Origin of the sequence: Prevotellamassilia timonensis (genome assembly GCF_900106785.1) — a bacterium.
GTDB classification, from domain to species: Bacteria; Bacteroidota; Bacteroidia; order Bacteroidales; family Bacteroidaceae; genus Alloprevotella; species Alloprevotella timonensis.
The window spans coordinates 580401-606893 of record NZ_LT629845.1 but is presented as its reverse complement, the minus strand read 5'-3'; the positions used below and the strand labels follow the sequence as shown (position 1 = coordinate 606893).

Here is a 26493-nt window from a genome sequence, read left to right as displayed (position 1 = left end):
CAACAATAACGAGGGTGCGGTTAATCAAATTGTATAGCTTTAGCTGGTTGGATATGCGAAACCAAATAGCTTGGAATTACAAGGGCAAGCATTGTAACCAAAAGAGTGATTACATTCAATACAACGATGCTCAACACGTCAAAGTCCACTGGAGCATAAGGCACATAGTAAACTTCTGGGTCAAGCGAGACAACATGAGTGTACTTCTGTAACATGACAACCGAAATGCCAATTACATTTCCCCACAACATGCCACGCCCTATAATAAAAGCCGCATACCATAAAAAAGTGTGACGTATACGATTGTTGGTGGCGCCCAAAGCCTTAAGCACACCTATTGTCTGCGTTCGCTCTAATATCAAAATAAGCAATCCGCTCACCATTGTAAAGCCTGCCACACAAATCATTATCACCAATATGACCATGACATTCAGGTCAAGCAAATTTAGCCACGAAAGTACGGAGGAGGTCACAGGATTGTCCTTCACACTTAATACTGCATACGACCTCTTAAAGCGGTCTGTATGTCCGCCGACCTTCTTGGCCAAAATATACTGAACCTTGTCAAGATCATCATAACTTCCAAGGCGGATCTCAAAACCACTGCTTTGTTCGGGCAGCCATCTGTTCAGTTGGTTTACCGCGTACATGTCAGCCAAAACGACATTGTTGTCAAATTGCTTCATATAGGTATTATATATACCTACAACCTTGAACCGTCGCTGCTTGATGGTATTTGAAAAATAATAACTGTAGACCTTGTCTCCAACCGACAACTTCAGTTTATTGGCGATTGTTTGAGAAATGACGATTTCATTTTTGGTCTCGCTGTCCGAAAAATGAGGCAAACGCCCCGACACCATATAATGCTTGATAAAGTTCAAATCATATTCGCCAGCAACTCCCTTGAGCAACACACCTGCAAAATCTGATTGGGTCTTGAATATACCCATTTTTTGCGAAAAACGCTGTACAGATTCTACACCTGGAGTCTGCTTGATCTGATTTATCAATTTTTCGTCTGTTACCACAGGAAAGCTTTCAGGCGAGCTCAAAGAGTTGGGTTCTATCACCTCTATATGGGAAGTGAAACCTGCTATTTTTCCACTCACCTCATGCTGAAAGCCCCTAACAAAACAGACCGACACAACCATCACCGCCAACCCCACTGCTATGCCAGCAGTAGCAATGCGCAAAGCCGGAGGCGATGCCTTGCGCACCCCTCCAGTATTTTTATCACTGTTCTTGAAAAAACGTTTTGCTAAAAATAACGAAAGCATTATTTGCCCCAATTATGATTGTAGCTACACAATGGCGAACCTGGCCAAATAACTAAAAGGCGACGTTACGATTTACCCAATAGCCACATTGCCGCGCCCAAACCATTTTACAGCATAATTACACTTCACGTCCAGGATACGCCTCAATAGCCTTGCGCAACACAACAAGCGCCCGTTGCAGGTCTGCCTTGTTGAGCACATAAGCTATACGCACTTGATTGCGTCCAGCCCCAGGGGTAGTGTAGAAACCTGCAGCCGGAGCCATCATGACAGTTTCACCCTCGTATTGGAAATCTGTCAAACACCAGGCACAGAACTTTTCAGCATCATCTACTGGTAATTTTGCCACAGTATAGAAAGCGCCCATTGGTATAGGCGAGTATACACCCGGTATGCGATTCAGGCCATCAATCAAGCATTTACGCCGCTCAACATACTCGTCATACACATCGCGTGCATATTCAGGGGCCGCATCTAACGAAGCCTCTGCCACGAGTTGTCCTATCAAGGGAGGACTCAAGCGCGCCTGGCAGAATTTCATAACAGCCTTGCGCACTGCCTCATTCTTCGTGATTAGTGCACCAACACGTATACCACACTCGCTATAACGTTTCGAGACAGAATCAATCAGCACCACATTTTGCTCAACACCTTCAAGGTGGCAAGCCGAAATGTATGGTGATCCCGTATATATGAATTCACGGTAAACTTCGTCTGAGAATAAATAAAGGTCATATTTCTTTACCAAATCGCGAATTTGGTTCATCTCACGACGTGTATACAAATAACCTGTCGGGTTGTTAGGGTTGCAAATCAATATGGCACGCGTGCGTTCATTGATCAGCTCCTCAAACTTCTCTACTTTAGGCAACGAAAAGCCCTCCTCTATAGTAGTGGCTATGGTACGTATACGCGCTCCAGCCGATATAGCAAAAGCCATATAGTTGGCATAAGCGGGTTCTGGTACAATTATTTCATCGCCAGGGTTCAAGCATGACATGAACGCAAAAAGTACAGCCTCCGAGCCACCCGACGTAATAATAATATCATCAGCACTCAAATGGATATTATACCCCTCATAGTAATGGGTCAGCTTTTCGCGATAGCTGCGAAAGCCCTGACTGGGGCTATATTCCAACACTTTTCGGTCGATGTGTCGCAACGCGTTAAGGCCGGCCTCAGGAGTTGGTAAGTCTGGCTGACCTATATTCAAATGATAAACATGAACGCCTCTCTCCTTAGCTTGATTGGCCAAGGGAGCAAGTTTCCTGATCGGAGACTCTGGCATCTGTATAGCTCTTTCCGATATCTTAGGCATTTTATATCAGGTTGTTTTTAGATGAATTTACGAACGAAACTGCCTTTATTTTCCCACCTTACACAAGATGTAGCCAATGTATGAAATGGGCGCAGCAAATAATATAAATAGATGTAAGCTCCATATCGGCGCTCACTAAGAGTATTCAACGTCTTCCTTACAAATACAAGAGGAAGCACAAATGCAGCCACAAGCACAATCATGCACAACGCATCAGTATATAAGTAGCCCAACGAGTACGAATTCGCCGTCAAATCGCCGAACAGACGCAGTCCTACATAACAAGCCACTGATGCCACCATCACATATAGCATGGCAGACGATACGCCATTTTGAATGAAGAACTTACGTGCACCATTGGTGAGATGATGGATTAGCTCATTCCTTTGCACACGCATGTTCGAAATGGCCGTCTTATGCGGCAAAGCCAAAATAGTCCTTGTATCTGCTGCACAGAGTATTGACAAACGATCGGCACCGACATGCAAATTGGCCAAAATAGCCTCCTCACCAAAAGGCAAACTCACACTGTCTGCAAAACCATGCTGCGCCATAAAGGCACTCTTACGCATTGCCCAATTAGTACAACCACAGTCCAAAGTCACACCTTTGTCCCATGCTGCCACCTTCTGCACAAAATGATCGACCTCATCCAATATAGCACGACGTGCCACCCACGTGCCATTGTCCTCATAATTATAATAAGCCTGCACCATATCAGATTCCTCTGATAAATTCTGAACGAAATGGTGCAGCCATTCGTCGTTTAACGGCAGAGTCTGCGCATCAAGTATCAACACCCACTCGCCGCGGGCTGCCTTTACGCCAAGCGTTATGGCTAACTTACGCACCTCTATGTATCGGGCAGTCTCAGGTACAAAAGTATAGCGCAAACTGCCAAATGATTTCTGTCCTCGTTCTACCAAGTCACGCACACACTCTGAATGCCCCTCATCCGCCAATATAATCTCGTAATCAACATCACATTTTTGCTTGAAAAGGCTTTCTACAAGCGAACCCGCACAAGATGCACAACGTTCATTCACAGGTATTATTATCGAAACAAGACCCGCCCCGCCGCCTTTTGCCTCATGCGTGGCTGCCTCGACGGCCTGCGCCTCTTGCTGCCACGAGGCATATTTATTTACTAAAGTAAAACGTCGCAAACGCAATACATACTGCAACAACAAAGCTACCAATGCCACCAAAACCAGCAGCACCAGTCTCAAATCAACGACATTCAAGTACATATCTGTCATACAACTAAACCTAAATTCAATTAAAGCATTACTTTAACTCACGACGCCTAAATTCCGAGCACACAACCGCAGTAGCGACCGCCACATTCAAGCTTTCACTCGTAGCTCGCCCTGCAGGAAACGGCGGAATATACAGCCGGTGGTTAACACAAGCCGACACTTCTCGCGATATGCCATTACCCTCGTTGCCCATTACTATTACGCCGTTATGCTCCAACGACTCGGCATACATATCCGTCCCATCGAGAAACGTGCCATATACCGCTGCTCCCGATTCGACAGTCCGCGACAGCACACAAGGCAAATCAACATAATGAACCGCCACACGCGCGATGGCGCCCATTGTAGCCTGTACCACCTTGGGCGAGTACAAGTCAGCCGTATCGCGCGAGGCAAAAATATGTTCTATCCCGAACCAATCTGCCAGCCGGATAATCGTACCTAAATTTCCAGGATCTTGCACACCATCTAAGGCCAAGCAAAGCATTTTTCCCGGCAGCCCAGCCAGTTCGTCAACATCTGTGGCAACCGTTTTTTTCTCAAATACTGCCACTACATCGCGCGGAGTACTTAAATTCGACAATTTCTTTAACTGTGCAGCATCAACGACTTCTATATCAGATACTTTAGACCTTATAGAATATGAAAGCGATGCTGAATATTCTTCGGTAGCGAACAACGTCTTACACCTCATGAAGTGCAACAAGTCCTCAACGACCTTTGCACCCTCGGCCACAAAGAGTCCACTTTCATCGCGGTACTTTTTCAAGTTCAGCGAATGTATGTCCTTGATCATCTGTTTTGTTACCACTACCGTTTATATTATATGGCCATAGCCATCGGTTTGAAAAGTCTAATTTAACCGCAAAGCTACAAAGTTATTTCTAAATACAGACATATCTTAATTAAAAATACGCATTGAAGAACTTAAAGTGCACCTACAAACACACCCACACGCCAGCCCGCGCACCAGTCAGCCCACCCGTTCGTTTATCCATATAACGCGGAACGCGTCACCCCCATTAGTGCTTACATTTGGTGGTAACATTACCTTTATCATACTACAAAAACTTTACTTGCAGAGTATCTTGCATCTTACACTAATACGTTACAACTCGCTGACTATCAATACTTTACTTAGTGTAAGATACTATCATTGCCACCTACACGCAACCTACACAACCCACACGGCACAAGCACGGGAGGAAGATATTACGACATAGGGGAACAGAAAAGTCTGTTGCTCCGACAGATTTCTCTATGTCCCTGTGGCGTATTATCTACTGCATACGTCCATGTTGACTGCGAGACAGCGAGGTTAAGTGTGTAAGATGTATGCAGGGGAGTGTAAGATACTTTGAAATCATCTTACACTCTTGAAACCACTGTATATCAACTTGTTACACACAAAAAGTGTAAGATGGCAGTAAAAGCACGCACTCTCTTTTACAAGAGGGATGTCGGGGAGGAAAGCAAATATTTGTGTACAAGTTGCACACTATGTTGATGGGTTCAATGCCTTAGTGTTACTTTTGCAGCACTTTTGTTCTTATGTCCTCCGCGTTAGCGGCAAATCTCATAACTCACGAACTATGAAACACCATAATCTAATCTCCAGACTTCATCACTTTTCTGCGCCATCACATGGCGCATATTGAAAAACGATGAGTTGCGTCATTTGATTGGGTGACGCATTGGCGAAGTCAAGAAAAAGGAGATTGTTACAAAAACATAAAGACAAAATGTTGGTGGGTACATTAAATGTTGTACCTTTGCACCAAAATAGACAGCCACATCATGAAACTGATTTTAATGACAACTCCATTCTTTTTCGTGGAGGAACATCAGATACTAAACGCCCTGTTCGATGAAGGATTAGAAATTCTGCATCTGCGCAAGCCAGACACCGAACCAGTTTACTCAGAGCGGCTGCTGACACTGATATCCGAGAGCTATCGCAAGAGAATCGTTGTACACGATCATTTTTATCTTAAAAATGAGTATGGACTGAAAGGCATACATCTCAACCACCGCAATCCCGAGTTACCACCCAAATACAAAGGACACATATCTTGCTCATGTCATACAGCTGACGAGGTTATGGCCCACAAAAAGAAGTGTGACTACGTATTTCTCTCACCCATTTTCGATAGCATATCCAAGGAGCAATATGCCTCGCATTTCACAACCGCCGACTTGCGACAACTGGCACAAAGCGGCGTAATAGACCGCAAGGTCATGGCCCTGGGAGGTGTACAGCTCGACAATATCCAAAAGGTCAAGGACCTCGGATTCGGAGGCGCAGTCATACTCGGTGACATTTGGAATCGTTTCAGCATACATTCTACACAAGATTTCAAAGACCTTATATTACACTTCCGCAAATTGCGTAAAGCCGCCGACTAACACAAAAGCTACGGCTTCAAAACCAAAGAAACACCTTTAATAACAAATCATACAACAAAAATGATGAACAACAACTCTTTTATGGTCTTTTCGGGTACAGCTTCCCGTTATTTGGCTGAAAAGATTTGTGAGGAACTTGGCTGTCCGCTGGGAAACCTCACGGTGACAAAATTTGCCGATGGAGAATTTGAGGTTTGCTACGAAGAGAGCATCCGCGGACGCGATGTGTTCCTTGTGCAAAGCACATTCCCCAACTCAGACAACCTCATGGAGCTGCTCCTCATGATTGACGCCGCCAAGCGTGCCTCAGCCCGCAGCATTTGCGCTGTGGTTCCCTACTTTGGCTGGGCTCGCCAAGACCGCAAGAGCAAACCCCGCGTGAGCATTGGCGCAAAATTGGTGGCCGACCTCTTGAGTGTAGCCGGCATCGACCGACTCATGACAATGGACCTCCACGCCGACCAAGAGCAAGGTTTCTTTGACGTACCTGTCGATCACCTCTATGCCTCAACAGTCATGCTCCCCTATATCAAGAGCTTAAATCTTAAGAACCTCTGCATTGCCTCACCCGACGTGGGCGGTTCAAAGCGTGCTGCTTCATACGCCAAATACCTCGATTGCCCCATGGTACTCTGCAACAAGAGCCGCAAAAAGGCCAATGAGGTAGCAGACATGCAAATCATTGGCGATGTTGAAGGCATGGACGTCGTATTGGTTGACGACATTGTCGACACCGCCGGCACCATCACTAAGGCCGCCGACCTCATTATGTCACGCGGCGCCAACAGCGTACGTGCCATTGCCAGCCACTGCATCATGTCTGGTCCTGCCGACGAACGCGTTCAAGCATCTGCACTCAAAGAAATGGTATTCACCGACAGCATACCCTACCGCGGCACATGCGATAAGGTAAAGGAATTATCTGTTAGCGGCATGCTTGCCGAAACCATTCGCCGTGTAATGGAGAACGAAAGCATCTCGTCACAATATCTTATCTAATAGATTTAGTGGGTTAAAGGGTTAGAAAACTTAATAGTTACTTTTACCAGTACTATAAGCCTGATTTCCTTTTAACCCACTAAACTTTTAATAACGAACTTGCCTGCTTGCCACCTTGGCATACACAAAAAAACTCCACAATATTTCCGATTATTCCGACTAAAACCATTATATTTGCACACGAAATGCGGCAGTAGCTCAGTTGGTAGAGCATGAGCTTCCCAAGCTCAGGGTCGCGGGTTCGAGCCCCGTTTGCCGCTCAAGCATAATAATCTCACATACTTTTTTGTTTGTAACACCGTCGCTATTATGGCTGTAGTTTTACTCGCAATCATGTTGGCCGGCCTTCTGATTATTGCTACAGAGCCGCTGAACCACATAAGCAAAGCAGCCGTTGCCATGTTTGCAGGCGTCTGTTGCTGGTTGCTCTACATAGCACAAGGCAACAATTTCGTATCCAGCCAACATGCAGCCGACTATGCCATCTACCTTGCCAACAACAGTTTGCAAGCCCATTCGATAAAGGATTTTATCGCGTCAAACATCTTCTTTAACTACGTAGTTAAAGGTGCCAATATCGTACTATTTTTAATTGCCACAACAAGCATTGTCGAGATACTGAACAACAATGGTTGTTTCGACTTTGCTGCAGAGTGGATGCGCACACGCAAGCCACGCAAACTGCTTTGGCTATTGTTTATATTCACTTTCGTTTTGTCTGCCAATCTTGACAATCTGGCCACAGTTGTGCTCATGCTCACCATCATGCACCCCGTGCTACAAAGTGACAAACAAAGGCGCATATATGGCACTGTCATCGTACTGGCTGCCAATTGCGGTGGTGCTATAACCGTAATTGGCGACATAACAAGCTTGCGCCTGTGGAACGACCAGCTTGTTACCCCCTCCACCTACTTTCTCACCCTTGTCATGCCAATGATAGCAGCAGCTATCACCATGCTTACATTATTGGCACGCAGTCTGCCCCCACGCGTAGAGCTATCGCTCGACCGTCTTCCATTCAGGGGCGACGACACTGTGCTTACACGCCCCCAAAGACTCTTAATGCTCCTTGTCGGCATTGGCGGCCTGTGGTTCATACCAAGCTTTCACCGCATCACACTGCTGCCCCCCTTTGTGGGTGCGCTGTGCGTATTAGCCCTCCTGTGGATAGTTAACGAACTGTGCAACCGCCAGCTACTTGGTAGCGACAAAATGGTAGCCAAGCGCATGCCTCTCGCACTGCAATATGCCAACCTGCAAAACCTATTGTACTACGTCGGCCTCACGCTCATGCTTGGAGCTGTTGCCGAAACTGGTGTACTCCAACATATCGCCACATGGCTCCTGAGCCACATTGGCAACATCTGGATACTTGGTGGCATCACTACAGTCTTGGCAAGTTTGTTCGGTAATATCCCCACCCTGTTGGCCTCTACCGAAGCTTTCGGCCATCTGAGCGGCGAATGGAGCCACCTCACCGTTTGCAATGGCACATTATGGCCACTTATCAGCTACACCACAGCCCTTGGAGGTTCCGTGCTGCTCACTGGCAGCGTGGCAGGCATGCTGCTCATGCGTATGGAGGGCATCAGTTTTGGCTGGTATCTGCGCCACATAGCGCCAAAAGTGCTGACTGGTACAGTTGTAGGTTACATCGTACTCCTTGCACAGAGCCTTGTTATGGGCTGAAATATATAGCGCAAGCAAAAGCACAAAACCAGCACTTATCTCAATAGAAACACAAAACATAAACAAAATAAAGAAAAGACATGGGTAAAATCAGATGTGTGGGTGTGCTCACCTCAGGTGGTGACGCCCCCGGCATGAACGCAGCAATCCGCGCCGTTACACGCAGCGGCATATGCAATGGCTTCAAGATAAAAGGTATTTACCGTGGCTACGACGGCTTGATACACGACGAGGTCAAACCATTTACCACCGAGGACGTCAGCAACATCATACAAACAGGTGGCACCATACTGCGCACCGCACGCTCCAAAGAGTTTCAAACCGCAGCTGGCCGCAAAAAAGCCTACGAAACCTTGCGCAAAGAATCAATCGATGCACTTGTTGTCATAGGCGGTAACGGTTCACTTACCGGCGCCATGATGCTGGCCGAAGAGTACGACTTTCCCTGCATCGGACTGCCTGGCACCATCGACAATGATCTTTATGGCACCGACAGCACCATAGGTTATGACACCACACTCAACACCATCACGCAGTGCGTTGACAAGATACGCGACACAGCTACCTCACACGAACGTATATTCTTTGTTGAGGTCATGGGACGTGATGCTGGTTTCCTTGCACAGAACAGTGCCATAGCAGCAGGTGCCGAGGCTGCCATCATACCCGAGGACACCACCGGTAGCGACCAGCTCATCGAATTTATGGAGCGAGGCATTCGCAAGAGTAAGAAAAGCTGCATCGTCATAGTTAGCGAAAGCCCCAAATGTGGCGCCATGTACTATGCAGAGCGTGTAAACAAGGAATATCCCAACTTTGATGTGCGCGTATCCATACTCGGCCACCTGCAACGTGGCGGTAGCCCCTCAGCGCGCGACCGAATACTGGCGTCGCAGGTAGGCGTGGGTGCCATCGAAGCATTAGTACAAGGACAGCGCAACGTAATGGTTGGTGTGCGCAACAACGAAGTTGTGTACGTGCCCTTTATCGACGCCGTGGGCAAACGCAAGGTTATGGACAAGAAACTCATCAAAGTCCTTGATGAACTAAGTATATAATATCCGAACAGATACCCCATATTCATAGGAGCGCTGTTAGGCACACGCCTTCAGTCAGCACCCTCTAAAAAAGCAATCGCAAAACGATTGTGGCACAAGCTTGCCACAATCGTTTTGTGATTGTTTTTTATTATTCTGAAAGATTTATCCCGAACGCGACTTACCTGTGCCTTTTTGCAAACATTGCCGCATCAGTTTTGTTGATAGTATAGCACACCTGCCATACACGACAAAGACTTTTCAGCATGTAAGATTAAGTTTTATTTTCAACGGCGTCTTAGCTTCCTTATATAAGGAACTTATGTGTATCTGCTCAACTGTAAAGTTGCTCTTCTTAAGTTTCTCTTTCTGAAATAGCTTCCATTCGTCGCTACCCACAGGTGATACAACAACTTTCGAAATCAAATCAATAAAATTGCCTATATCAGCAAATAAGTTCTTAGAAACACTTTCGTGCGTGTGTTCCTCAATCGTAAGAATACGTATTTCATTTTCGTAAGCAAAAGCATTTCGTTTAATGAGTAGCGGTGACAGCCAAGCTCTGCAATTATAGGGCGAGTGATCCCCATCTAACCATCTTAGACACGATTCTGCATGCGAAGCAATGGCTTTTTTTATTTCTTGATTTATATTGGGCTGGTCGTAATAGCGTACTTTGCCAATATAAAAATCGGTTTTAGCAGCATGTAATTGGTTTAACAACTTACGCAAATTGATAGAAACTAGCGCAATGTGCCTGTCATTTCCATAATAGCGCCACTGTGCTTCACAACAATACTGCTGTGTGAAGCAAGTGCCATACACCCTTCCTTTCAACGGATAGGGAATACTACGCTTGCCTTTTTGCGAGAATGTGGCATTTAACAACTTTCGTGGCGCACCCGACAAACCCTGTGGAGTAGGCCGTGCAGATGCTAACCCAAAACTGTTGCTAAACGATACATGAAGAATGGTATGTCTATGACTCCTTTTACTTGTGCACGAAAGCATTTGATCTTTGAGTTCAACGATTCAGCTGAAGCGTTAGTCTTACGTCCGTCAAAGTAGTTCAGGATTTCATCCTCATAGAATCTGATGGTATCGCGTACGGACTTGATTTCACGCAGAGTGCAGGAAGCCACTTTCTCATACCACCCCTTGAAATTCTGTTTGGCAGTCTCCTTTGTGAGTTTCTTGTTTCTGAATATGGCTCTAAGGGAGTTGATCAGATTGTATGCTTCTTCAAGTTTTGGGTAGAGTGCGAAAAGTATCTTCGCACGCTTTTTCTGCGTTGCGCTCCACTTCTCTCGGCTCATGGACAATTGCTTGCGACATCGTGTCTGTGCCTCTACAAGAGTCTCGCCATTTTCAAGCCTTTTGGGTTCAAAGCGAGTGTTCAGCCTCATAGGCTTTCTTCCGCGCTTGCTCTTCTTCCAGTTCTTCCCATGCCTTTTCCTCATTCGCTCGCGGTAAGCCTTTCTCTGCGCTGCCAGATTTTCGAGGTATTTGCGAAACTCTGCCTTCTGTCTGTTCGCCTCCTTTACGGCTTTTCGTTTCAGGCGCAGGCGTATCTCTTCGCAGCCCTCTCCACCGCGTTTTACGACATGGAAGCAGTCACGTATGACTGTGGCTTTAGGGAATGCCTCTCGGGCTATGACACGCATGCAATCTGAGAGATCCATCGTGATATTCTCAACCATTTCACGCTTATCTGCAGGTAGTTGCATGAGAACCTTCAGTACGTCAGCAGGATTCGTTCCCTTGACTACTGCTATGATTGCACCCTTGCGACCATGGGCATCCTTGTTGTGAACGATAGTGTACAGTTCGCCCTGGAGGGAGGTCTCGTCTATGCCTTGCTCCTTACCTACGTTTTGCGGAATAAGAATCCACTTGGATGCGTGATCCTTCTGCTCCCACGTCTCGAAGTTACTCAGGGCGTCCTTGTATCTTTTGGCAAACGTGGAGCTGTTAATCATGTACGTATAACCAATCTGACGAGCGGTTATCGTCTCAGAGTCCATTCGCCCTCTTTAAAAAAAGCGCGAAGTCCTTCGCGTATCGAGTGCCCTTATGCTTCAGTTCAAACTCCTTGTCAAGGTCAACACTTCTTGTTGTGCCATCCGGCATTGTCCAACGCCTTCTTCGTATGTGAAGTACCGCCTTCTTGTCTCGGGCTGGATAGTCAAGTAAACATGATTCTTCCCCAAAACCATTGCTCACGGAATCCTTCATGTCTGGTGTGCGATTGTCGCGCTCATCCAGATAGATGTGAAGCTCTGTTGTGTAAAGAACATCCTTGTCCAGAGTACGCTGTGTTGCAAAGTCTGTCACCTCGAAATATTTAAGAACTCCTTCGGGGAGGAAATATGAGGCGAGGCCCTCATACATATTTTTATTGCCATTCTGATTCATAGTGCAAAGGTACTACTTTTGGGCAATCATGTATCGTTTGGCAACTCAGTTTTTGGGTTAGCATCTGCACAGCCCTCCACAGGGTTTGTCGGGTGCGCCNNNTTGGCGCACCCGACAAACCCTGTGGAGTAGGCCGTGCAGATGCTAACCCAAAACTGTTGCTAAACGATACATGAAGAATGGTATGTCTATGACTCCTTTTACTTGTGCACGAAAGCATTTGATCTTTGAGTTCAACGATTCAGCTGAAGCGTTAGTCTTACGTCCGTCAAAGTAGTTCAGGATTTCATCCTCATAGAATCTGATGGTATCGCGTACGGACTTGATTTCACGCAGAGTGCAGGAAGCCACTTTCTCATACCACCCCTTGAAATTCTGTTTGGCAGTCTCCTTTGTGAGTTTCTTGTTTCTGAATATGGCTCTAAGGGAGTTGATCAGATTGTATGCTTCTTCAAGTTTTGGGTAGAGTGCGAAAAGTATCTTCGCACGCTTTTTCTGCGTTGCGCTCCACTTCTCTCGGCTCATGGACAATTGCTTGCGACATCGTGTCTGTGCCTCTACAAGAGTCTCGCCATTTTCAAGCCTTTTGGGTTCAAAGCGAGTGTTCAGCCTCATAGGCTTTCTTCCGCGCTTGCTCTTCTTCCAGTTCTTCCCATGCCTTTTCCTCATTCGCTCGCGGTAAGCCTTTCTCTGCGCTGCCAGATTTTCGAGGTATTTGCGAAACTCTGCCTTCTGTCTGTTCGCCTCCTTTACGGCTTTTCGTTTCAGGCGCAGGCGTATCTCTTCGCAGCCCTCTCCACCGCGTTTTACGACATGGAAGCAGTCACGTATGACTGTGGCTTTAGGGAATGCCTCTCGGGCTATGACACGCATGCAATCTGAGAGATCCATCGTGATATTCTCAACCATTTCACGCTTATCTGCAGGTAGTTGCATGAGAACCTTCAGTACGTCAGCAGGATTCGTTCCCTTGACTACTGCTATGATTGCACCCTTGCGACCATGGGCATCCTTGTTGTGAACGATAGTGTACAGTTCGCCCTGGAGGGAGGTCTCGTCTATGCCTTGCTCCTTACCTACGTTTTGCGGAATAAGAATCCACTTGGATGCGTGATCCTTCTGCTCCCACGTCTCGAAGTTACTCAGGGCGTCCTTGTATCTTTTGGCAAACGTGGAGCTGTTAATCATGTACGTATAACCAATCTGACGAGCGGTTATCGTCTCAGAGTCCATTCGCCCTCTTTAAAAAAAGCGCGAAGTCCTTCGCGTATCGAGTGCCCTTATGCTTCAGTTCAAACTCCTTGTCAAGGTCAACACTTCTTGTTGTGCCATCCGGCATTGTCCAACGCCTTCTTCGTATGTGAAGTACCGCCTTCTTGTCTCGGGCTGGATAGTCAAGTAAACATGATTCTTCCCCAAAACCATTGCTCACGGAATCCTTCATGTCTGGTGTGCGATTGTCGCGCTCATCCAGATAGATGTGAAGCTCTGTTGTGTAAAGAACATCCTTGTCCAGAGTACGCTGTGTTGCAAAGTCTGTCACCTCGAAATATTTAAGAACTCCTTCGGGGAGGAAATATGAGGCGAGGCCCTCATACATATTTTTATTGCCATTCTGATTCATAGTGCAAAGGTACTACTTTTGGGCAATCATGTATCGTTTGGCAACTCAGTTTTTGGGTTAGCATCTGCACAGCCCTCCACAGGGTTTGTCGGGTGCGCCAAGATTGTGGTGTTTCATTGTTTGTAAGTTATGAGATTTGCCGCTAACGCGGAGGACATAAGAACATAAGAACAAAAGTGCTGCAAAGGTAACACCAAGACATTGCACCCCACAAAAAAAGTGTACAATTTGTACATAAATATTTGCCCCCTCCCCGTCTGCCTACATGTAAAAGAGTGCGTGTGCTTTTACTGCCATCTTACACTTTTTGTACATAACAAGTTGATATTCAGTGGTTTCAAGAGTGTAAGATGATTTCAAAGTATCTTACACTCCCCTGCACACATCTTACACACCTCACCCCGCTGCCGCGCAGTAGGTTTGGACGTATGCGGTGGGATATACGCTACAGGGGAGCAGAAAAATCTGTCGGAGCTACAGACGTTTCTGTTCCCCTATGCCGTGATATCATTCTCCCGTGCTTGTGCCGTGTGGCAGCGTGTAGGTTGTGTAGGTTGCGTGTAAGTTGCATTTGTAGTATCCTACACTGATTAAAGTATTGATAGACAATGAGTTACGGCTTGTTAGTGTAAGATGTAAGATACTCGGCAAGTAAAGCTTTTGTAGTATTGTAAAGGTCCCGCTACCACTAAACGCAAGCACCAAACGCTACCACTAAACGCTACCTCTAATGGCGACGCGTCCCGCGTCGGGCATTAATGAAAAGGCTTATACACTAAACTAAGGCTCAGCTCTAAATACACGCAAGTCTGTAAACCTTTACCTTGATGCCCGACGCGAGATGCGTCGCCCCCATTAGAGGTAGCGTTTTGTGATAGCGTTTAGTGATAGCGTTTAGTGCATGCTATCGTTTTCCCATACGCAAATTATGTTTCTTATGTCCTTTTGTCATTATAGTTCCGCGTTAGTGGATAGCTGTGAACTAAATTTGTCATAGGTGCCACGTGACAAGTCTTGGCGAAATTTGTGCTTTATTCCCAGACTTCGTCAACGTGTCACCCAATCAAATAACGTAACTCATTGATTTCCAATACGCGCTATTCCATGACACAAAGAAGTGATGAAGTCAGGACACAAGAGCATTCCTTGCACCGCCTGTCGCATTTGCAAGGAATGCAATTTTTCAATAACTTTGCAGCAAACAGAATATCATGACAACAGAAGAATATTTCTACTTAGATCATTATCTTGAGCATTATGCTATAATATTCGGAAATAATGACATGAAATCATTATTTAACGAAGTTGACGAATACCAGTATTTCCTATTTAAGAATAGACATAATATGCCTTTTGAAGAAGGCAAAAGTAAAGTTGAATACTTCTACAACAAGGCTCAACCTTTTGATTATTGGCCAAAGCCTACTTTTAGAATAGACGACCCCAAACCTTTTGCCTAGCTCCTCATCGTTAAATGTTGCAGCATAAATATTCCCTTAGAACAAATTATTATGAGCAAGATTGATTACTATCAGATAGCCTTAGATAAGGCTAAAGAAATGGGATATGACATTGTGCGCCCTGCTGGAGAACGTGATGGGTGGAAGTATTTTAATATCGTAAAATCATGGCTAATTGGTCATAAAATAGGTCTCCCTAAATTTCTAAAGATTTCCACAAATGGGAATGACATAGCTATGGCCGAAGGCTGGGATGAAATAGGATGGGCTATACATCAAGCAAAAATATTAAATGCTCATTGATATATTGTTCAAGACGTTTATATTGAACATCATTTTATCAACTTTCAATATTCCTATAGTTTTAACATCACCTAAAGCACTAATATTTAAGGAGTCACCGATTTGTGCATCATAAATTAAAAGTTTATTATCAAAGGCTCTTTCTGCTGTAAACACATGACCTTTCCATTCATCGTAATTTATCCCCATGTGATAGTGTTCTGTTACATGCATTTGCTTTGAAGCACTGTTTGATAATTTGTCAAGTCTTGTATAATATCTGTCGTTGTGTTTTAGCGCTTTACCAGCCCAGCAATAATTTTATATATAAAACGGGCATTTCGAGTTTATTACGATTAAGAAAAAAAAGCCCGAAGTCCAGTTTCGCGGGACTTCGGGCATGATAATTATGCTATTTGGAGTTTAACAACAGGGCCAATATACCCCCTTAGAACTGCGACGCTATCAAATAAGTCAATAGCGATGCTACGTAGGCAAACATTGTTGTGTAAACGGCTGTAAATGTAGCCCATTTCCAACCACCACTTTCATTTTTAATTGCCGTAATTGTAGCCACACAGGGAAAATAGAACAGTATAAACACCAAGTATGCAAGAGCTGAAGCTGGCGTCATATTCTGCCGCAATACTTGAGACAGGTGCGTATCAGTTGAAGCACTGTCGGCATCTACATCTTCACCGGCATACATTACGGCCAAAGTACTTACCACCAGTTCTTTAGCACCGACACCAGACAATATACCAACACTCATTTTCCAATCGAAGTGCATAGGCTGCATGACAGGCGCTACAAACTGTCCTATTCTTTGCAAATACGATGGTGGTGTTTGTGTTTCTGCTACCGTCACTTCATGTTGCGGTGATGCTGCAGCACGACCGTTCTCAACAATTTCAGTACTCTGCGTTGGCACTACATTGTCCGTTTCGGTTGAATGTGGGAAATAGCTCAAAGCCCAAATAATAAGAGAGAACACCAAAATAATACCGCCCATTTTCTGCAGATACTGACGGCCTTTTTCCCAAGTATGAATGAGTACAGATTTGGCAGTCGGCATACGGTAAGGAGGCAACTCCATAACAAAGGGCAAATCCTCACCCTTCATTAAGAAACGACTAAACACTCGGGCCATCAATATAGCTGCCAAAATGCCCAAGGCATACAATCCCAGCATAACCCATGCGCCGTAGAGCGGAAAGAATGCGCCAACCAGCACCACATATATAGGTATGCGCGCAGAACACGACATAAATGGCGTAATCAGCATTGTGATAAGTCGGCTTTTCGGGTTTTCGATCGTACGCGTAGCCATTATAGCTGGCACATTACACCCAAAGCCCATTACCATTGGTATGAACGACTTGCCATGCAACCCCATGCGGTGCATGAGTTTGTCCATGATAAAAGCCGCTCGTGCCATATAGCCAGAGTCCTCAAGAATCGAGATAAACAAGTAAAGTATCATGATATTAGGCAAGAACACTATCACGGCTCCTACCCCACTTATTGCACCATCGACAATCATGTCCTTCAGCACGCCATCAGGCATGGCATACTTTACAAAAGCCGACACTTGACTCACCAACCAGTCAATCCAGTCCATCGGGTAAGCACCAACTTGAAAAGTAATGTAGAAAATAAGGAATAATACTGCAAAGAATAACGGAAATCCCAAATAGCGATTCGTCACCACCGCGTCAATCTTTTCCGTAACAGTTTTACCAGGCCTCCCAACATGAGGTTGGAATGTTTCCTTCAATGCACCTTGTATAAATCCATATTTTGCATCGGTTATGGCATTATCGGGCGTGTCGTGCAATGTGTCCTTGATGCGCTTGGTCTCCTCAAAGCGCACAGCCACTAATTCGTCGTGCTGCGGCAAGGTCTCTACCAAGTGCTGAGCCTCACTGTCTCCTTCAAGGAACTTGATAGCCAAATAACGTGTAGAATACTTTGATCGAAGATCCTGATTTTTCTGAAAAACATACTTTATACGATCAATACTATGCTCAAGCTCCTTACCATGGTTGACGTGTATATGGCGCTCAAGTGCCGTATCGCCCATATTTTCGTACACAGCAATAACCTTTTCAAACAAGTCGCGCACACCCTTGCCTGTACGTGAAATGGTCGGTACCATGGGCACCCCTAACAGACTGCCAAGTTGCTTGTAATCAAGCTTGTCGCCACTATGCTGCAACTCATCATACATATTAAGAGCTATCACCATTCGCTGGTGCATGTCAATAAGCTGTGTCGTCAGGTACAAGTTGCGCTCAAGATTTGAGCTGTCCACTACGTTTATCACAATATCGGGCGTATCGTCTATCAAGTGGCGTCGTACATAAAGCTCTTCGGGCGAATAAGCCGACAATGAGTATGTGCCAGGCAAGTCTACCAAGCGGAAATGATAGGTTTTGTCCTCAAAGCCCTCAGCATCTTTCTGGCTACAAGTGCTACCTATGCCACATGAAGCGCAATTATCAGCACACTGGCCCAAATTATCATGAAAGATCTCCATTTCGCCCTTTTCATTGCGGCGCACCTTAACGGTCATATCCATAAAGCCCTCTTTGGCATCAACCGTCACGCCACTATAGTTTCCTACGTGTTCATGTCCACCCGAAGCCATGTTGAATAATGAAGTCTTGCCACAATTAGGGTTGCCGACCAAGGCCACATTGATAACACGACGCTTGTCTGCCGCCATGCTTTCCATACGACGTGACAATTGCATACGCACTTCCTCGCTTTCGTCCGAACCTGATTCGAGCGCTTTCAAATTCTCACCGTGGCGCAGGCGGGCATCATTCACGGCCTCGGTTTCGCTAATAACCTCAACGAGTTTTGCCTCTTCACGACGCAGCGAAATTTTGTAACCCATAATTTCGTATTCAATGGGGTCGCGCAAAGGAGCATTAAGTATAACCTTTACCGTTTTACCTTTCACAAATCCCATTTCAACAATGCGTTTGCGAAAACCGCCGTGTCCGGCTACTTTCACTATCACGCCCCTTTCACCGGTATGTAAATCAGAAAGTTTCATCAATAATTTATTTTATTCTTTATTCAAGATGCAAAAGTACAACCTTATGCACAAAAAAGCAATACCCACAAATAGGTAATCATGCGTTTACTTACAAGCTATTTCGCTTGCTTCAGCCTCCTCCCCCCGTTTTACAGACATTAGGAAGGATGCTACATAAAATATTGAACAATTTCAAGCATACCATAACGCCCCGATGATGCAGAGAATGTGAAAAGCACTGACCTAACTATCTTCAGTTTCATGCTTATCATTCTATCTGCATCATCGGGGCATTTCGTTTTCATTAGCATGCTCACGCCATCACGCAAGCCCTACTGCTATTCTTCACTCTCCTCCTCTACCACACGAGTAACCTTACGCTTTACTACAGCGCCTGTAGCCAGGGCCGCACCCTTAAAGATTTCATTTTTGCGATCTATAGTAAATGAACGGAATTTGCCTGAAACACGGGCGAGTTTGGTTCCGTTCTTGGTGAGAGCAGCTTCGTCTGTTATCCAATTCTCCGCACGACGGTCATCGTTAAATTCACCAGCTGTCACTTCGGGGTCATAACGGTAGTGCAAACGACGCATTGTCACATCAAATTGCCCATCAGTCACATGGAAAACGAGTTGATAATAAAAACGCACACGGTGTATTTGCCAATTTGTACGCTTAAAATACATGTATTCCTCTATGCTGGCAGCTATTATGCCGCTATCCGGACTGACCTCGGTTATACGTGCCTGCGGCAACTGTTCCTCGCCATCAACCAATTCGCGCTGCACATAATTGCGCAAGGAATCCATCAATGCAGCCTTCGACTTGTTCTTTACATAATATGTTTTGTCAAACTGCACATAGCCATTGACCACAGGCACAGCACCTGTTAAGTAGATTGAGGGATTTACTCTGCCACGCGAATTTTGTGCCATAACACACGATGGCAACAGCATGAGCATAAAATAAAGAAGTACTTTTTTCATAACCTTATTAACTTGTTTGCCTTGCAAAGTTAACGCAAGCATACTTACACGCAAAACAAAAGAGCGAATAATTTAGCAACGGACAAAAAACCAGCACACAAATAAATCCCACCTCCTTGCAAATACAAAGAGATGGGATTTTATATTTGGTCTTCAAAAAGATGACAACCTAACGTAATTACTTGCTCAAATAAGCATCAATCTGCTGTGCAGCCTTGCGTCCGCCAGCAATGCAGCGTACCACCAAACTTGCACCTGTTGCAGCATCACCAGCAACGAATACGTTTTCGGCGAATTTGGGCTGTTCGGGACGAAGGAAGCCCATGGCAAGAAATACGATGTCACATTCAATAGTCTCCTTTTTACCCGTTGGCACCATGATTGGTCTGCCACCATCGGGATTAGGTTTCCATTCAACCTCTTCAACCTCGGCACCGCACACACGATTGTCCTTTGTTCCTATAAACTTGTTGGTAGTGAGCAACCAACGGCGCTCACACCCTTCCTCGTGGCTTGACGATGTTTTGAGCACCACTGGCCACTGTGGCCAAGGCGTATTGGGATTTGAGCCAACTGGTGGTTTGGGCATAATTTCGATTTGTGTAACGCTAACTGCACCTTGACGATGCGACGTTCCTATACAATCCGAACCTGTGTCGCCACCGCCAATTACGAGTACACGTTTGCCCTTGGCCGTAACACGTTCCTTGGCTGAGAATGCTTGCCCAGCCAGCACACGATTTTGTTGTGACAAAAGTTCGAGTGCAAAATGCACGCCTTTCAAGTCACGTCCAGGCACCTTCAAATCACGCGCAGTGGGAGTACCCGTACAAATGCAATAAGCATCGTAGCCTGCGGGCAACTTTTCAACGTCAACCGGAGTGTTGGTCTTAAACGTGATGCCTTCTGCTTGCATCACTTTGATACGGCGGTCGATGACCGTTTTCTGCAATTTGAAGTTAGGAATGCCGAAACGTAACAAACCGCCAGGATATTCATCCTTTTCATAAACCGTTACCTCGTACCCACGATGATTTAGCTGGTTAGCCGCAGCCAAGCCCGCAGGACCCGAACCGATAACAGCCACCTTTTTGCCGTTGCGCTCAAACTTGCGCGGCTGTACGTACCCCTCGCGAAAAGCTGCTTCGATAACAGAGCATTCATCCTCGCGAATGGTGACGGGGGCATTCATAGACAACTTAAGCACACAACTTTTTTCGCACAATGCCGGGCAAATGCGGCCCGTAAATTCGGGAAAATCATTCGTAGCGGTAAGTATTTCGTATGCCATCTTCCATTCACCCTTGTAAATGGCATCTTGAAATTCGGGCGGACGATTGCCAAGCGGACAAGCCCAATGGCAAAAAGGCACACCGCAATCCATGCAGCGCGATGCCTGCAAACGGCGGTCACTTGTATTAAGTGTTTGTTCAACTTCACCAAAATCGGCTATACGCTCATGAATAGGACGATAACCTGCATCTTGACGAGGAACAGTGAGAAAAGCTTTAGGATTTCCCATGATTTTATCGTATATATTTTTGCCCTCGAAAGATTACTTCACTTGAAGGCTGAGGCGAACTGGCATGACCTTGCTTCACTGCAGCAACAGCCATGGTCAGTTTGCCTTGTATATTGACATATTATGTTAATAATCTCTTTGTACTTCAGCAATCTTTTGCTGCAACTTGCGCATCTGTTCCTCTGCAAGCACACGCTTGTACTCAATGGGAGTAACCTGAATAAAGTCGTCAACATAACGATTCCAGTCGTCGAGCATGGTACGAGCCAACTGCGAGCCTGTGTAAAGGTAGTGCTGCCTGATCAGTTCGTGCAATTCCTTGCGTGAAGCGGAGTCCTCTATGAGCGAGAGTTCTACCATTTCCATGTTGCAGAAGTAGTCGAAATTGTGGTTCTTGTCCCAAACGTATGCCACACCACCACTCATACCAGCGGCAAAGTTGCGACCTGTCTCACCAAGCACTACTACACGTCCACCGGTCATATATTCACAACAGTGGTCGCCGACTCCCTCAACTACGGCAATTGCGCCAGAGTTTCGTACAGCAAAGCGTTCACCGGCCATACCATTGATGTAGACTTCACCACTCGTTGCACCATACAACAATGTATTACCTGCAATGGTGTTGGCCTCGGCATTGAAACTTGAACGTACTGGCGGCATAACAGCGATGCGACCACCACTAAGGGCCTTGCCAAGGTAATCATTAGCTTCGCCCTCAAGTTTGAAATTGATACCATGCGTAAGGAAAGCGCCAAAACTTTGACCTGCTGAACCCTTGAACTTTATATTGATAGTTTCGTCGGGCAGACCATTCTGACCATACTTAGATGCTACCGCACCTGAAAGCATGGCACCTACCGAGCGATCTGTATTGGCTATGGCATACTCGAGCGACACCTCCTTCTGGTTATCAATAGCTTCGGCAGCAGCCTTTATGATAGCTTGGTCGAGCACGGTGTCAATATTGTGATGCTGTGCTGTAACGTGGTGTATGGCAGCAGTACTATCTATACGATGGAGCAAACGGCCGAATTCGAGCGTCGATGCCTTTGAACCATCATTTGGCTTGCGCACACTGATAAGGTCGGCGCGGCCAACAATGTCGTTAAAGTGGCGGTAGCCCATTTCTGCCAAATACTCACGCACCTCCTGTGCAAGAAAACGGAAGTAATTAACCACGTACTCGTAATGACCACGGAAATGTTCACGCAATTCGGGATTTTGTGTGGCCACACCAACAGGACAGGTATTTGCATGACACTTACGCATCATGACACAGCCCAACACGATCAGCACTGTTGTACCGAAAGCAAACTCTTCGGCACCTAACAATGCCATGGCTATGATATCACGGCCTGTTTTGATTTGTCCATCAGTCTGCAAGCGCACCTGACCACGCAAGCCATTTAATACAAGCGTTTGCTGCGTCTCTGAAAGTCCAATTTCAGGCGATATACCAGCATAACGCATCGAAGAGGCAGGTGATGCACCGGTACCACCCTCGGCGCCAGAAATAACTATCAAGTCAGCCTTAGCCTTTGCCACACCGGCAGCAATGGTACCAACACCGCTCTCGGCTACGAGCTTAACACTGATCTGGGCCTTCGGATTGACATTTTTCAAATCGAAGATGAGCTGTGCCAAATCCTCAATTGAATAAATATCGTGATGAGGCGGAGGAGAAATCAATGAAATACCCGGTATAGAATGACGAGTTTTGGCAATAATCTGGTTTACCTTATAACCTGGCAACTGTCCGCCTTCACCCGGCTTTGCTCCCTGAGCCACCTTGATTTGAATTTCTTCAGCATTTACCAAATATTCTGTGGTTACGCCAAATCGGCCTGAGGCAATCTGCTTTGTCTTGCTGCTTAACGATATGCCGTCAAACTGTTCGTGGAAGCGTTCATTATCCTCGCCACCCTCGCCAGTATTGCTTCGAGCGCCCAATTTATTCATGGCCAAGGCCAAAGCCTCATGAGCTTCCTTGCTGATGGCACCAAACGACATGGCACCAGTCACAAAGTGTTTTACGATATCATCAACCGATTCTACCTCGTCAATTGGAATAGGATTTTTCTTGAACTCAAAGAAATCACGCAAGAATATGGGGCTTGGCTTCTCATCAACCGAACGGGTAAATTCTTTGAATTTCTTGTAGCTTCCCAAACGTGTAGCCAACTGCAAAGTCGAAATAGTTTCAGGATTCCAAGCATGCTTTTCGCCATCCTTGCGATAGCTGAACAAACCGGCATACGGAAGCAAGCCTTCCAATTCACGATCTGCATAGTCGGGGGCATAACCCTCATCGTGAAATTTTGCGTAATCACGGGCTATTTGGTCAAGATGCACGCCACCCACTGTACCTGCCGGTGTACCGAAATAGGTGCGCAGCAGTTCATCGCTCAAACCAATGGCCTCGAAAATTTTGGCTCCACGGTATGAGCGCAAGGTGCTGATACCCATTTTTGAAAGAACCTTGTACAGACCCTTACAAATAGCCTTTATATAGTTTTTCTCTGCTGTTTCGTAATTCATCTGCACCTCGCCGCGCTTTACCAAATCGTCAAGTACAGCAAAGGCCATATAAGGATTGATGGCACTTGCGCCATAGCCAATAAGCAAGGCTGCATGCATCACCTCACGCGTTTCACCGCTCTCAACCACAAGCGCCGTCTCCATACGTTTTTGTACCGATATAAGGTAATGATGCACGGCACTAACCGCGAGCAAAGATGGTATGGCAGCATGTGTTTCGTCTACACCGCGGTCTGAGAGTATGATATAATTTATGCCATCATTCACGCTCTGCTCCGCCATGTGACAAAGATTGTCGAGAGCCTCCTTCAAACCTTCAGCACCCTTCGATGCTTCAAACACCATTGGCAGTTTGATGGTGTTAAATCCCTTATAGCGAATGTTACAAAGAATATCGAGCTGACGGTTTGTCAATATAGGCTGAGGCAAACGTACCATTTTGCAATGGCTCTCATTGGGCGACAGAATATTCATGCCCACTGCGCCTACATACTCCGTGAGCGACATGACGAGTTCCTCACGAATCGGGTCTATGGCCGGATTGGTAACCTGGGCAAACTGTTGACGGAAATAATTGAACAATGACTGCGGACGATCTGATAGCACGGCAAGCGGTGTATCATTACCCATAGAGGCTATCGGCTCGCTGCCATTAGTGGCCATAGGGGTGATGGTGCGCTCCACGTCTTCGCGTGTATAACCAAATATGCGCAAGTGCTTGTCAAACTGCTCAACCGTGTTTTCTACCTTTCGGCCACTCTTCAGCATATCAAGTTCTATACGATTTGCCGACAGCCACTGACGGTAAGGGTGCGCCGTAGCCAAACGATCCTTCAACTCGCCATCATAATAAATATTGCCCTCCTGCGTATCTATCAGCAGAATTTTGCCAGGTTGCAAACGGCCCTTTTCCTTTATTTCAGAAGCCTCAAAACCTATCACGCCTGCCTCTGACGCCACCACCATGGTGTTATTCTTGGTTATTAAATAACGAGCCGGACGCAAACCATTGCGGTCAAGCATACCGCCCGCAAAACGGCCATCGCTGAACAACAATGCAGCTGGGCCGTCCCACGGCTCCATCAAAATAGAATGGTATTCATAGAATGCTTTAAGATCCTCAGAAATAGGGTTCTTGTCATTAAAGCTCTCCGGCACCAGCATGGCCATGGCATGAGGCAAGCTTAAGCCCGACATAACCAGGAACTCGAGCACATTGTCAAGCGAAGCCGAGTCGCTCATGTTGGGTTGTATGATGGGGCGGATATCCTTTATATTGCCAAGCGTTTGAGTTGAAAGCACAGACTCACGTGCTTCCATCCACGCACGATTGCCACGAATGGTGTTAATCTCGCCATTATGCGCCAACAAGCGGAAGGGCTGTGCCAATCCCCATGTAGGGAACGTGTTTGTAGAGAAACGTGAGTGAACAATTGCAAGTCCACTGGTAAAGTAAGGCTGTGTCAAATCTGGGTAATACTCACGCAACTGCGTAGAAGAGAGCATACCCTTATACACAATATTCTTTGACGAAAGCGAACAAATATAGAAGTTCTTATTATCAATACGACGCTCTACCTTTTTACGAACGATGTACAGTTTGCGTTCAAGAGTTTCGGGAGTTGCACCCGTTATAAACACTTGTTTTATTGCGGGTTCAGTAGCAAGTGCCTCCTCGCCCAATATGTCAGAATTGGTAGGAACAGTGCGCAAATGCATGAGCGATAACCCCTCACGCTCTATTTCTTCAATAAAAATACTGAGTATCTGTTCTTGCTCTGCGGCATCCTTTGGCAGAAAGACCAAGCCAGTACCATAATTGCCCTTTTCAGGAACAGGTATGCCTTGCAGCAAAATAAACTCGTGAGGTATTTGCAGCATGATGCCCGCACCATCACCAGTTTTGTTGTCTGCGCCCTCGGCACCGCGGTGCTTCATGTTTTCAAGAACCTTCAAAGCAGAATCAACCAATTCATGGCTTTTTCCACCATGAATGTTGACTATCATGCCTACGCCGCAAGCGTCGTGCTCGTTCTCAGCGCAATAAAGCCCTTCGTTAAAATCGTCTTGTTTATGCATAGCGTCCTCGTATTGTGTTTTTATGCGTGTGACTTATTCATATTGTTGTTACTTGCCTATATTACAATGCAAAATGCCAATGGTTCGCGCTTGATTGCATGGCATATTTGCTTGTCATCATGCAAAGATAATGACTTATCTTTCAAAATAACGCATTATGCACGAATATTTTTCATAATAACAGATATTATACATACAATAATTACATTTTGTAAGATAAAATGCACAATATTCGCATTTATGTCATACAATACTGCTCAAGCGTATCAGCCATTATGATGCGTTCCCAAGCAGTTGCTTGACATATCTGTAACCGCAAGTTCGGAATGGCATTGTAATATACACGAGACTTAATAGAATACTAACATGTATATTACAATACCACTCCGAACTTGCGGTTACACATAAACATATTTCTTACCAAGAGAAATATTAAGCCTTCAAGTCCCTTTACAAGCTGGAACATGCTCTACCGAGTTTTACCAGACATTCGGTAAATTCATTGGCGAACAAATCTCAACATTCGTTTTTCGGTCAACAAGACCTA

At 45.8% G+C, this 26493-nt stretch carries 20 protein-coding genes and 1 tRNA gene; 7 read left to right on the top strand and 14 right to left on the bottom strand.

The window, feature by feature from the left end:
* Positions 1 to 20: 20 nt before the first annotated feature.
* The 4 genes from BQ5453_RS11125 to BQ5453_RS11110 form a co-directional block, all read right to left on the bottom strand.
* Positions 21 to 1280: an ABC transporter permease gene (locus BQ5453_RS11125; RefSeq protein WP_071123258.1), complete on the bottom strand. Its 1260-nt coding sequence runs from the start codon at positions 1278 to 1280 to the stop codon at positions 21 to 23.
* 118 nt (positions 1281 to 1398) lie between these two features.
* A complete protein-coding gene (locus BQ5453_RS11120; protein WP_071123257.1) occupies positions 1399 to 2598 on the bottom strand; it encodes a pyridoxal phosphate-dependent aminotransferase in 1200 nt (399 codons plus the stop codon).
* 17 nt (positions 2599 to 2615) lie between these two features.
* Positions 2616 to 3857, bottom strand: a complete 1242-nt coding sequence (locus tag BQ5453_RS11115) for a glycosyltransferase (RefSeq protein ID WP_083361220.1) — start codon at positions 3855 to 3857, stop codon at positions 2616 to 2618.
* A 28-nt stretch (positions 3858 to 3885) separates the two neighbouring features.
* The gene (locus tag BQ5453_RS11110; protein ID WP_071123255.1) at positions 3886 to 4668 is read right to left on the bottom strand and encodes a TrmH family RNA methyltransferase; all 783 of its coding nucleotides are present in this window, start codon (positions 4666 to 4668) and stop codon (positions 3886 to 3888) included.
* 986 nt (positions 4669 to 5654) lie between these two features.
* Between BQ5453_RS11110 and BQ5453_RS11105 the strand changes: the two genes are divergently transcribed.
* The 5 genes from BQ5453_RS11105 to pfkA all read left to right on the top strand — a co-directional run bounded on the left by BQ5453_RS11105 (position 5655) and on the right by pfkA (position 10012).
* Positions 5655 to 6263: a thiamine phosphate synthase gene (locus tag BQ5453_RS11105; protein ID WP_071123254.1), complete on the top strand. Its 609-nt coding sequence runs from the start codon at positions 5655 to 5657 to the stop codon at positions 6261 to 6263.
* Between the two features lie 60 nt (positions 6264 to 6323).
* Positions 6324 to 7262: a ribose-phosphate pyrophosphokinase gene (locus tag BQ5453_RS11100; protein WP_071123253.1), complete on the top strand. Its 939-nt coding sequence runs from the start codon at positions 6324 to 6326 to the stop codon at positions 7260 to 7262.
* A 187-nt stretch (positions 7263 to 7449) separates the two neighbouring features.
* A tRNA-Gly gene (locus tag BQ5453_RS11095) sits at positions 7450 to 7522 on the top strand.
* Positions 7523 to 7571: 49 nt separating this feature from the next.
* Positions 7572 to 8954 carry an SLC13 family permease gene (locus BQ5453_RS11090; RefSeq protein ID WP_071123252.1) on the top strand — a complete coding sequence of 461 codons (1383 nt, stop codon included), beginning with the start codon at positions 7572 to 7574 and terminating at the stop codon, positions 8952 to 8954.
* 80 nt (positions 8955 to 9034) lie between these two features.
* Entirely contained in the window at positions 9035 to 10012 is a 978-nt protein-coding gene (gene pfkA, locus BQ5453_RS11085; RefSeq protein WP_022102483.1) for a 6-phosphofructokinase, read from the top strand.
* A gap of 240 nt (positions 10013 to 10252) precedes the next feature.
* Here pfkA and BQ5453_RS11080 read toward each other — a convergent pair whose 3' ends face one another.
* The 5 genes from BQ5453_RS11080 to BQ5453_RS11060 form a co-directional block, all read right to left on the bottom strand.
* A complete protein-coding gene (locus tag BQ5453_RS11080) occupies positions 10253 to 10879 on the bottom strand; it encodes a DUF2971 domain-containing protein (protein ID WP_161942419.1) in 627 nt (208 codons plus the stop codon).
* A 47-nt stretch (positions 10880 to 10926) separates the two neighbouring features.
* Positions 10927 to 11970, bottom strand: a complete 1044-nt coding sequence (locus BQ5453_RS11075) for a transposase (protein WP_074027632.1) — start codon at positions 11968 to 11970, stop codon at positions 10927 to 10929.
* Between the two features lie 34 nt (positions 11971 to 12004).
* A complete protein-coding gene (locus BQ5453_RS11070; protein ID WP_143033257.1) occupies positions 12005 to 12382 on the bottom strand; it encodes an ISAon1 family transposase N-terminal region protein in 378 nt (125 codons plus the stop codon).
* A 168-nt stretch (positions 12383 to 12550) separates the two neighbouring features.
* Positions 12551 to 13594: a transposase gene (locus tag BQ5453_RS11065; protein ID WP_074027632.1), complete on the bottom strand. Its 1044-nt coding sequence runs from the start codon at positions 13592 to 13594 to the stop codon at positions 12551 to 12553.
* Positions 13595 to 13628: 34 nt separating this feature from the next.
* The gene (locus tag BQ5453_RS11060) at positions 13629 to 14006 is read right to left on the bottom strand and encodes an ISAon1 family transposase N-terminal region protein (protein ID WP_143033257.1); all 378 of its coding nucleotides are present in this window, start codon (positions 14004 to 14006) and stop codon (positions 13629 to 13631) included.
* Between the two features lie 1235 nt (positions 14007 to 15241).
* Here BQ5453_RS11060 and BQ5453_RS11055 point away from each other — a divergent pair.
* A complete protein-coding gene (locus BQ5453_RS11055) occupies positions 15242 to 15490 on the top strand; it encodes a hypothetical protein (RefSeq protein ID WP_071123250.1) in 249 nt (82 codons plus the stop codon).
* Positions 15491 to 15541: 51 nt separating this feature from the next.
* On the top strand, positions 15542 to 15793 hold the full coding sequence (locus BQ5453_RS11050; protein ID WP_071123249.1) for a hypothetical protein: 252 nt from the start codon (positions 15542 to 15544) through the stop codon (positions 15791 to 15793).
* Here the strand turns inward: BQ5453_RS11050 and BQ5453_RS11045 are convergent.
* From BQ5453_RS11045 to gltB, 5 genes are all read right to left on the bottom strand, one after another.
* Positions 15779 to 15982 carry a hypothetical protein gene (locus tag BQ5453_RS11045; protein WP_143033385.1) on the bottom strand — a complete coding sequence of 68 codons (204 nt, stop codon included), beginning with the start codon at positions 15980 to 15982 and terminating at the stop codon, positions 15779 to 15781. The two genes, BQ5453_RS11050 and BQ5453_RS11045, sit on opposite strands and share 15 nt — an antisense overlap.
* A gap of 238 nt (positions 15983 to 16220) precedes the next feature.
* Entirely contained in the window at positions 16221 to 18836 is a 2616-nt protein-coding gene (feoB, locus tag BQ5453_RS11040) for a ferrous iron transport protein B (protein ID WP_071123247.1), read from the bottom strand.
* Between the two features lie 320 nt (positions 18837 to 19156).
* Positions 19157 to 19804 (bottom strand): DUF4468 domain-containing protein, encoded by a 648-nt coding sequence (locus BQ5453_RS11035; protein ID WP_071123246.1) that lies wholly within the window; start codon positions 19802 to 19804, stop codon positions 19157 to 19159.
* Between the two features lie 178 nt (positions 19805 to 19982).
* Positions 19983 to 21326 carry a glutamate synthase subunit beta gene (locus BQ5453_RS11030; protein WP_071123245.1) on the bottom strand — a complete coding sequence of 448 codons (1344 nt, stop codon included), beginning with the start codon at positions 21324 to 21326 and terminating at the stop codon, positions 19983 to 19985.
* A gap of 126 nt (positions 21327 to 21452) precedes the next feature.
* Positions 21453 to 25946, bottom strand: a complete 4494-nt coding sequence (gene gltB, locus BQ5453_RS11025) for a glutamate synthase large subunit (protein ID WP_071123244.1) — start codon at positions 25944 to 25946, stop codon at positions 21453 to 21455.
* Positions 25947 to 26493: the final 547 nt, after the last annotated feature.

Excerpts from the sequence above, each read along its gene's own strand:
- BQ5453_RS11100 (WP_071123253.1), top strand. The coding sequence starts at position 6,324 with ATGATGAACAACAACTCTTTTATGGTCTTTTCGGGTACAGCTTCCCGT.
- pfkA (WP_022102483.1), top strand. The coding sequence starts at position 9,035 with ATGGGTAAAATCAGATGTGTGGGTGTGCTCACCTCAGGTGGTGACGCC.
- feoB (WP_071123247.1), bottom strand. The coding sequence starts at position 18,836 with ATGAAACTTTCTGATTTACATACCGGTGAAAGGGGCGTGATAGTGAAA.
- BQ5453_RS11060 (WP_143033257.1), bottom strand. The coding sequence starts at position 14,006 with ATGTATGAGGGCCTCGCCTCATATTTCCTCCCCGAAGGAGTTCTTAAA.
- BQ5453_RS11090 (WP_071123252.1), top strand. The coding sequence starts at position 7,572 with ATGGCTGTAGTTTTACTCGCAATCATGTTGGCCGGCCTTCTGATTATT.
- BQ5453_RS11065 (WP_074027632.1), bottom strand. The coding sequence starts at position 13,594 with ATGATTAACAGCTCCACGTTTGCCAAAAGATACAAGGACGCCCTGAGT.
- BQ5453_RS11075 (WP_074027632.1), bottom strand. The coding sequence starts at position 11,970 with ATGATTAACAGCTCCACGTTTGCCAAAAGATACAAGGACGCCCTGAGT.
- BQ5453_RS11105 (WP_071123254.1), top strand. The coding sequence starts at position 5,655 with ATGAAACTGATTTTAATGACAACTCCATTCTTTTTCGTGGAGGAACAT.
- gltB (WP_071123244.1), bottom strand. The coding sequence starts at position 25,946 with ATGCATAAACAAGACGATTTTAACGAAGGGCTTTATTGCGCTGAGAAC.
- BQ5453_RS11125 (WP_071123258.1), bottom strand. The coding sequence starts at position 1,280 with ATGCTTTCGTTATTTTTAGCAAAACGTTTTTTCAAGAACAGTGATAAA.
- BQ5453_RS11115 (WP_083361220.1), bottom strand. The coding sequence starts at position 3,857 with ATGACAGATATGTACTTGAATGTCGTTGATTTGAGACTGGTGCTGCTG.
- BQ5453_RS11120 (WP_071123257.1), bottom strand. The coding sequence starts at position 2,598 with ATGCCTAAGATATCGGAAAGAGCTATACAGATGCCAGAGTCTCCGATC.
- BQ5453_RS11035 (WP_071123246.1), bottom strand. The coding sequence starts at position 19,804 with ATGAAAAAAGTACTTCTTTATTTTATGCTCATGCTGTTGCCATCGTGT.
- BQ5453_RS11050 (WP_071123249.1), top strand. The coding sequence starts at position 15,542 with ATGAGCAAGATTGATTACTATCAGATAGCCTTAGATAAGGCTAAAGAA.
- BQ5453_RS11045 (WP_143033385.1), bottom strand. The coding sequence starts at position 15,982 with ATGGGGATAAATTACGATGAATGGAAAGGTCATGTGTTTACAGCAGAA.
- BQ5453_RS11055 (WP_071123250.1), top strand. The coding sequence starts at position 15,242 with ATGACAACAGAAGAATATTTCTACTTAGATCATTATCTTGAGCATTAT.
- BQ5453_RS11070 (WP_143033257.1), bottom strand. The coding sequence starts at position 12,382 with ATGTATGAGGGCCTCGCCTCATATTTCCTCCCCGAAGGAGTTCTTAAA.
- BQ5453_RS11030 (WP_071123245.1), bottom strand. The coding sequence starts at position 21,326 with ATGGGAAATCCTAAAGCTTTTCTCACTGTTCCTCGTCAAGATGCAGGT.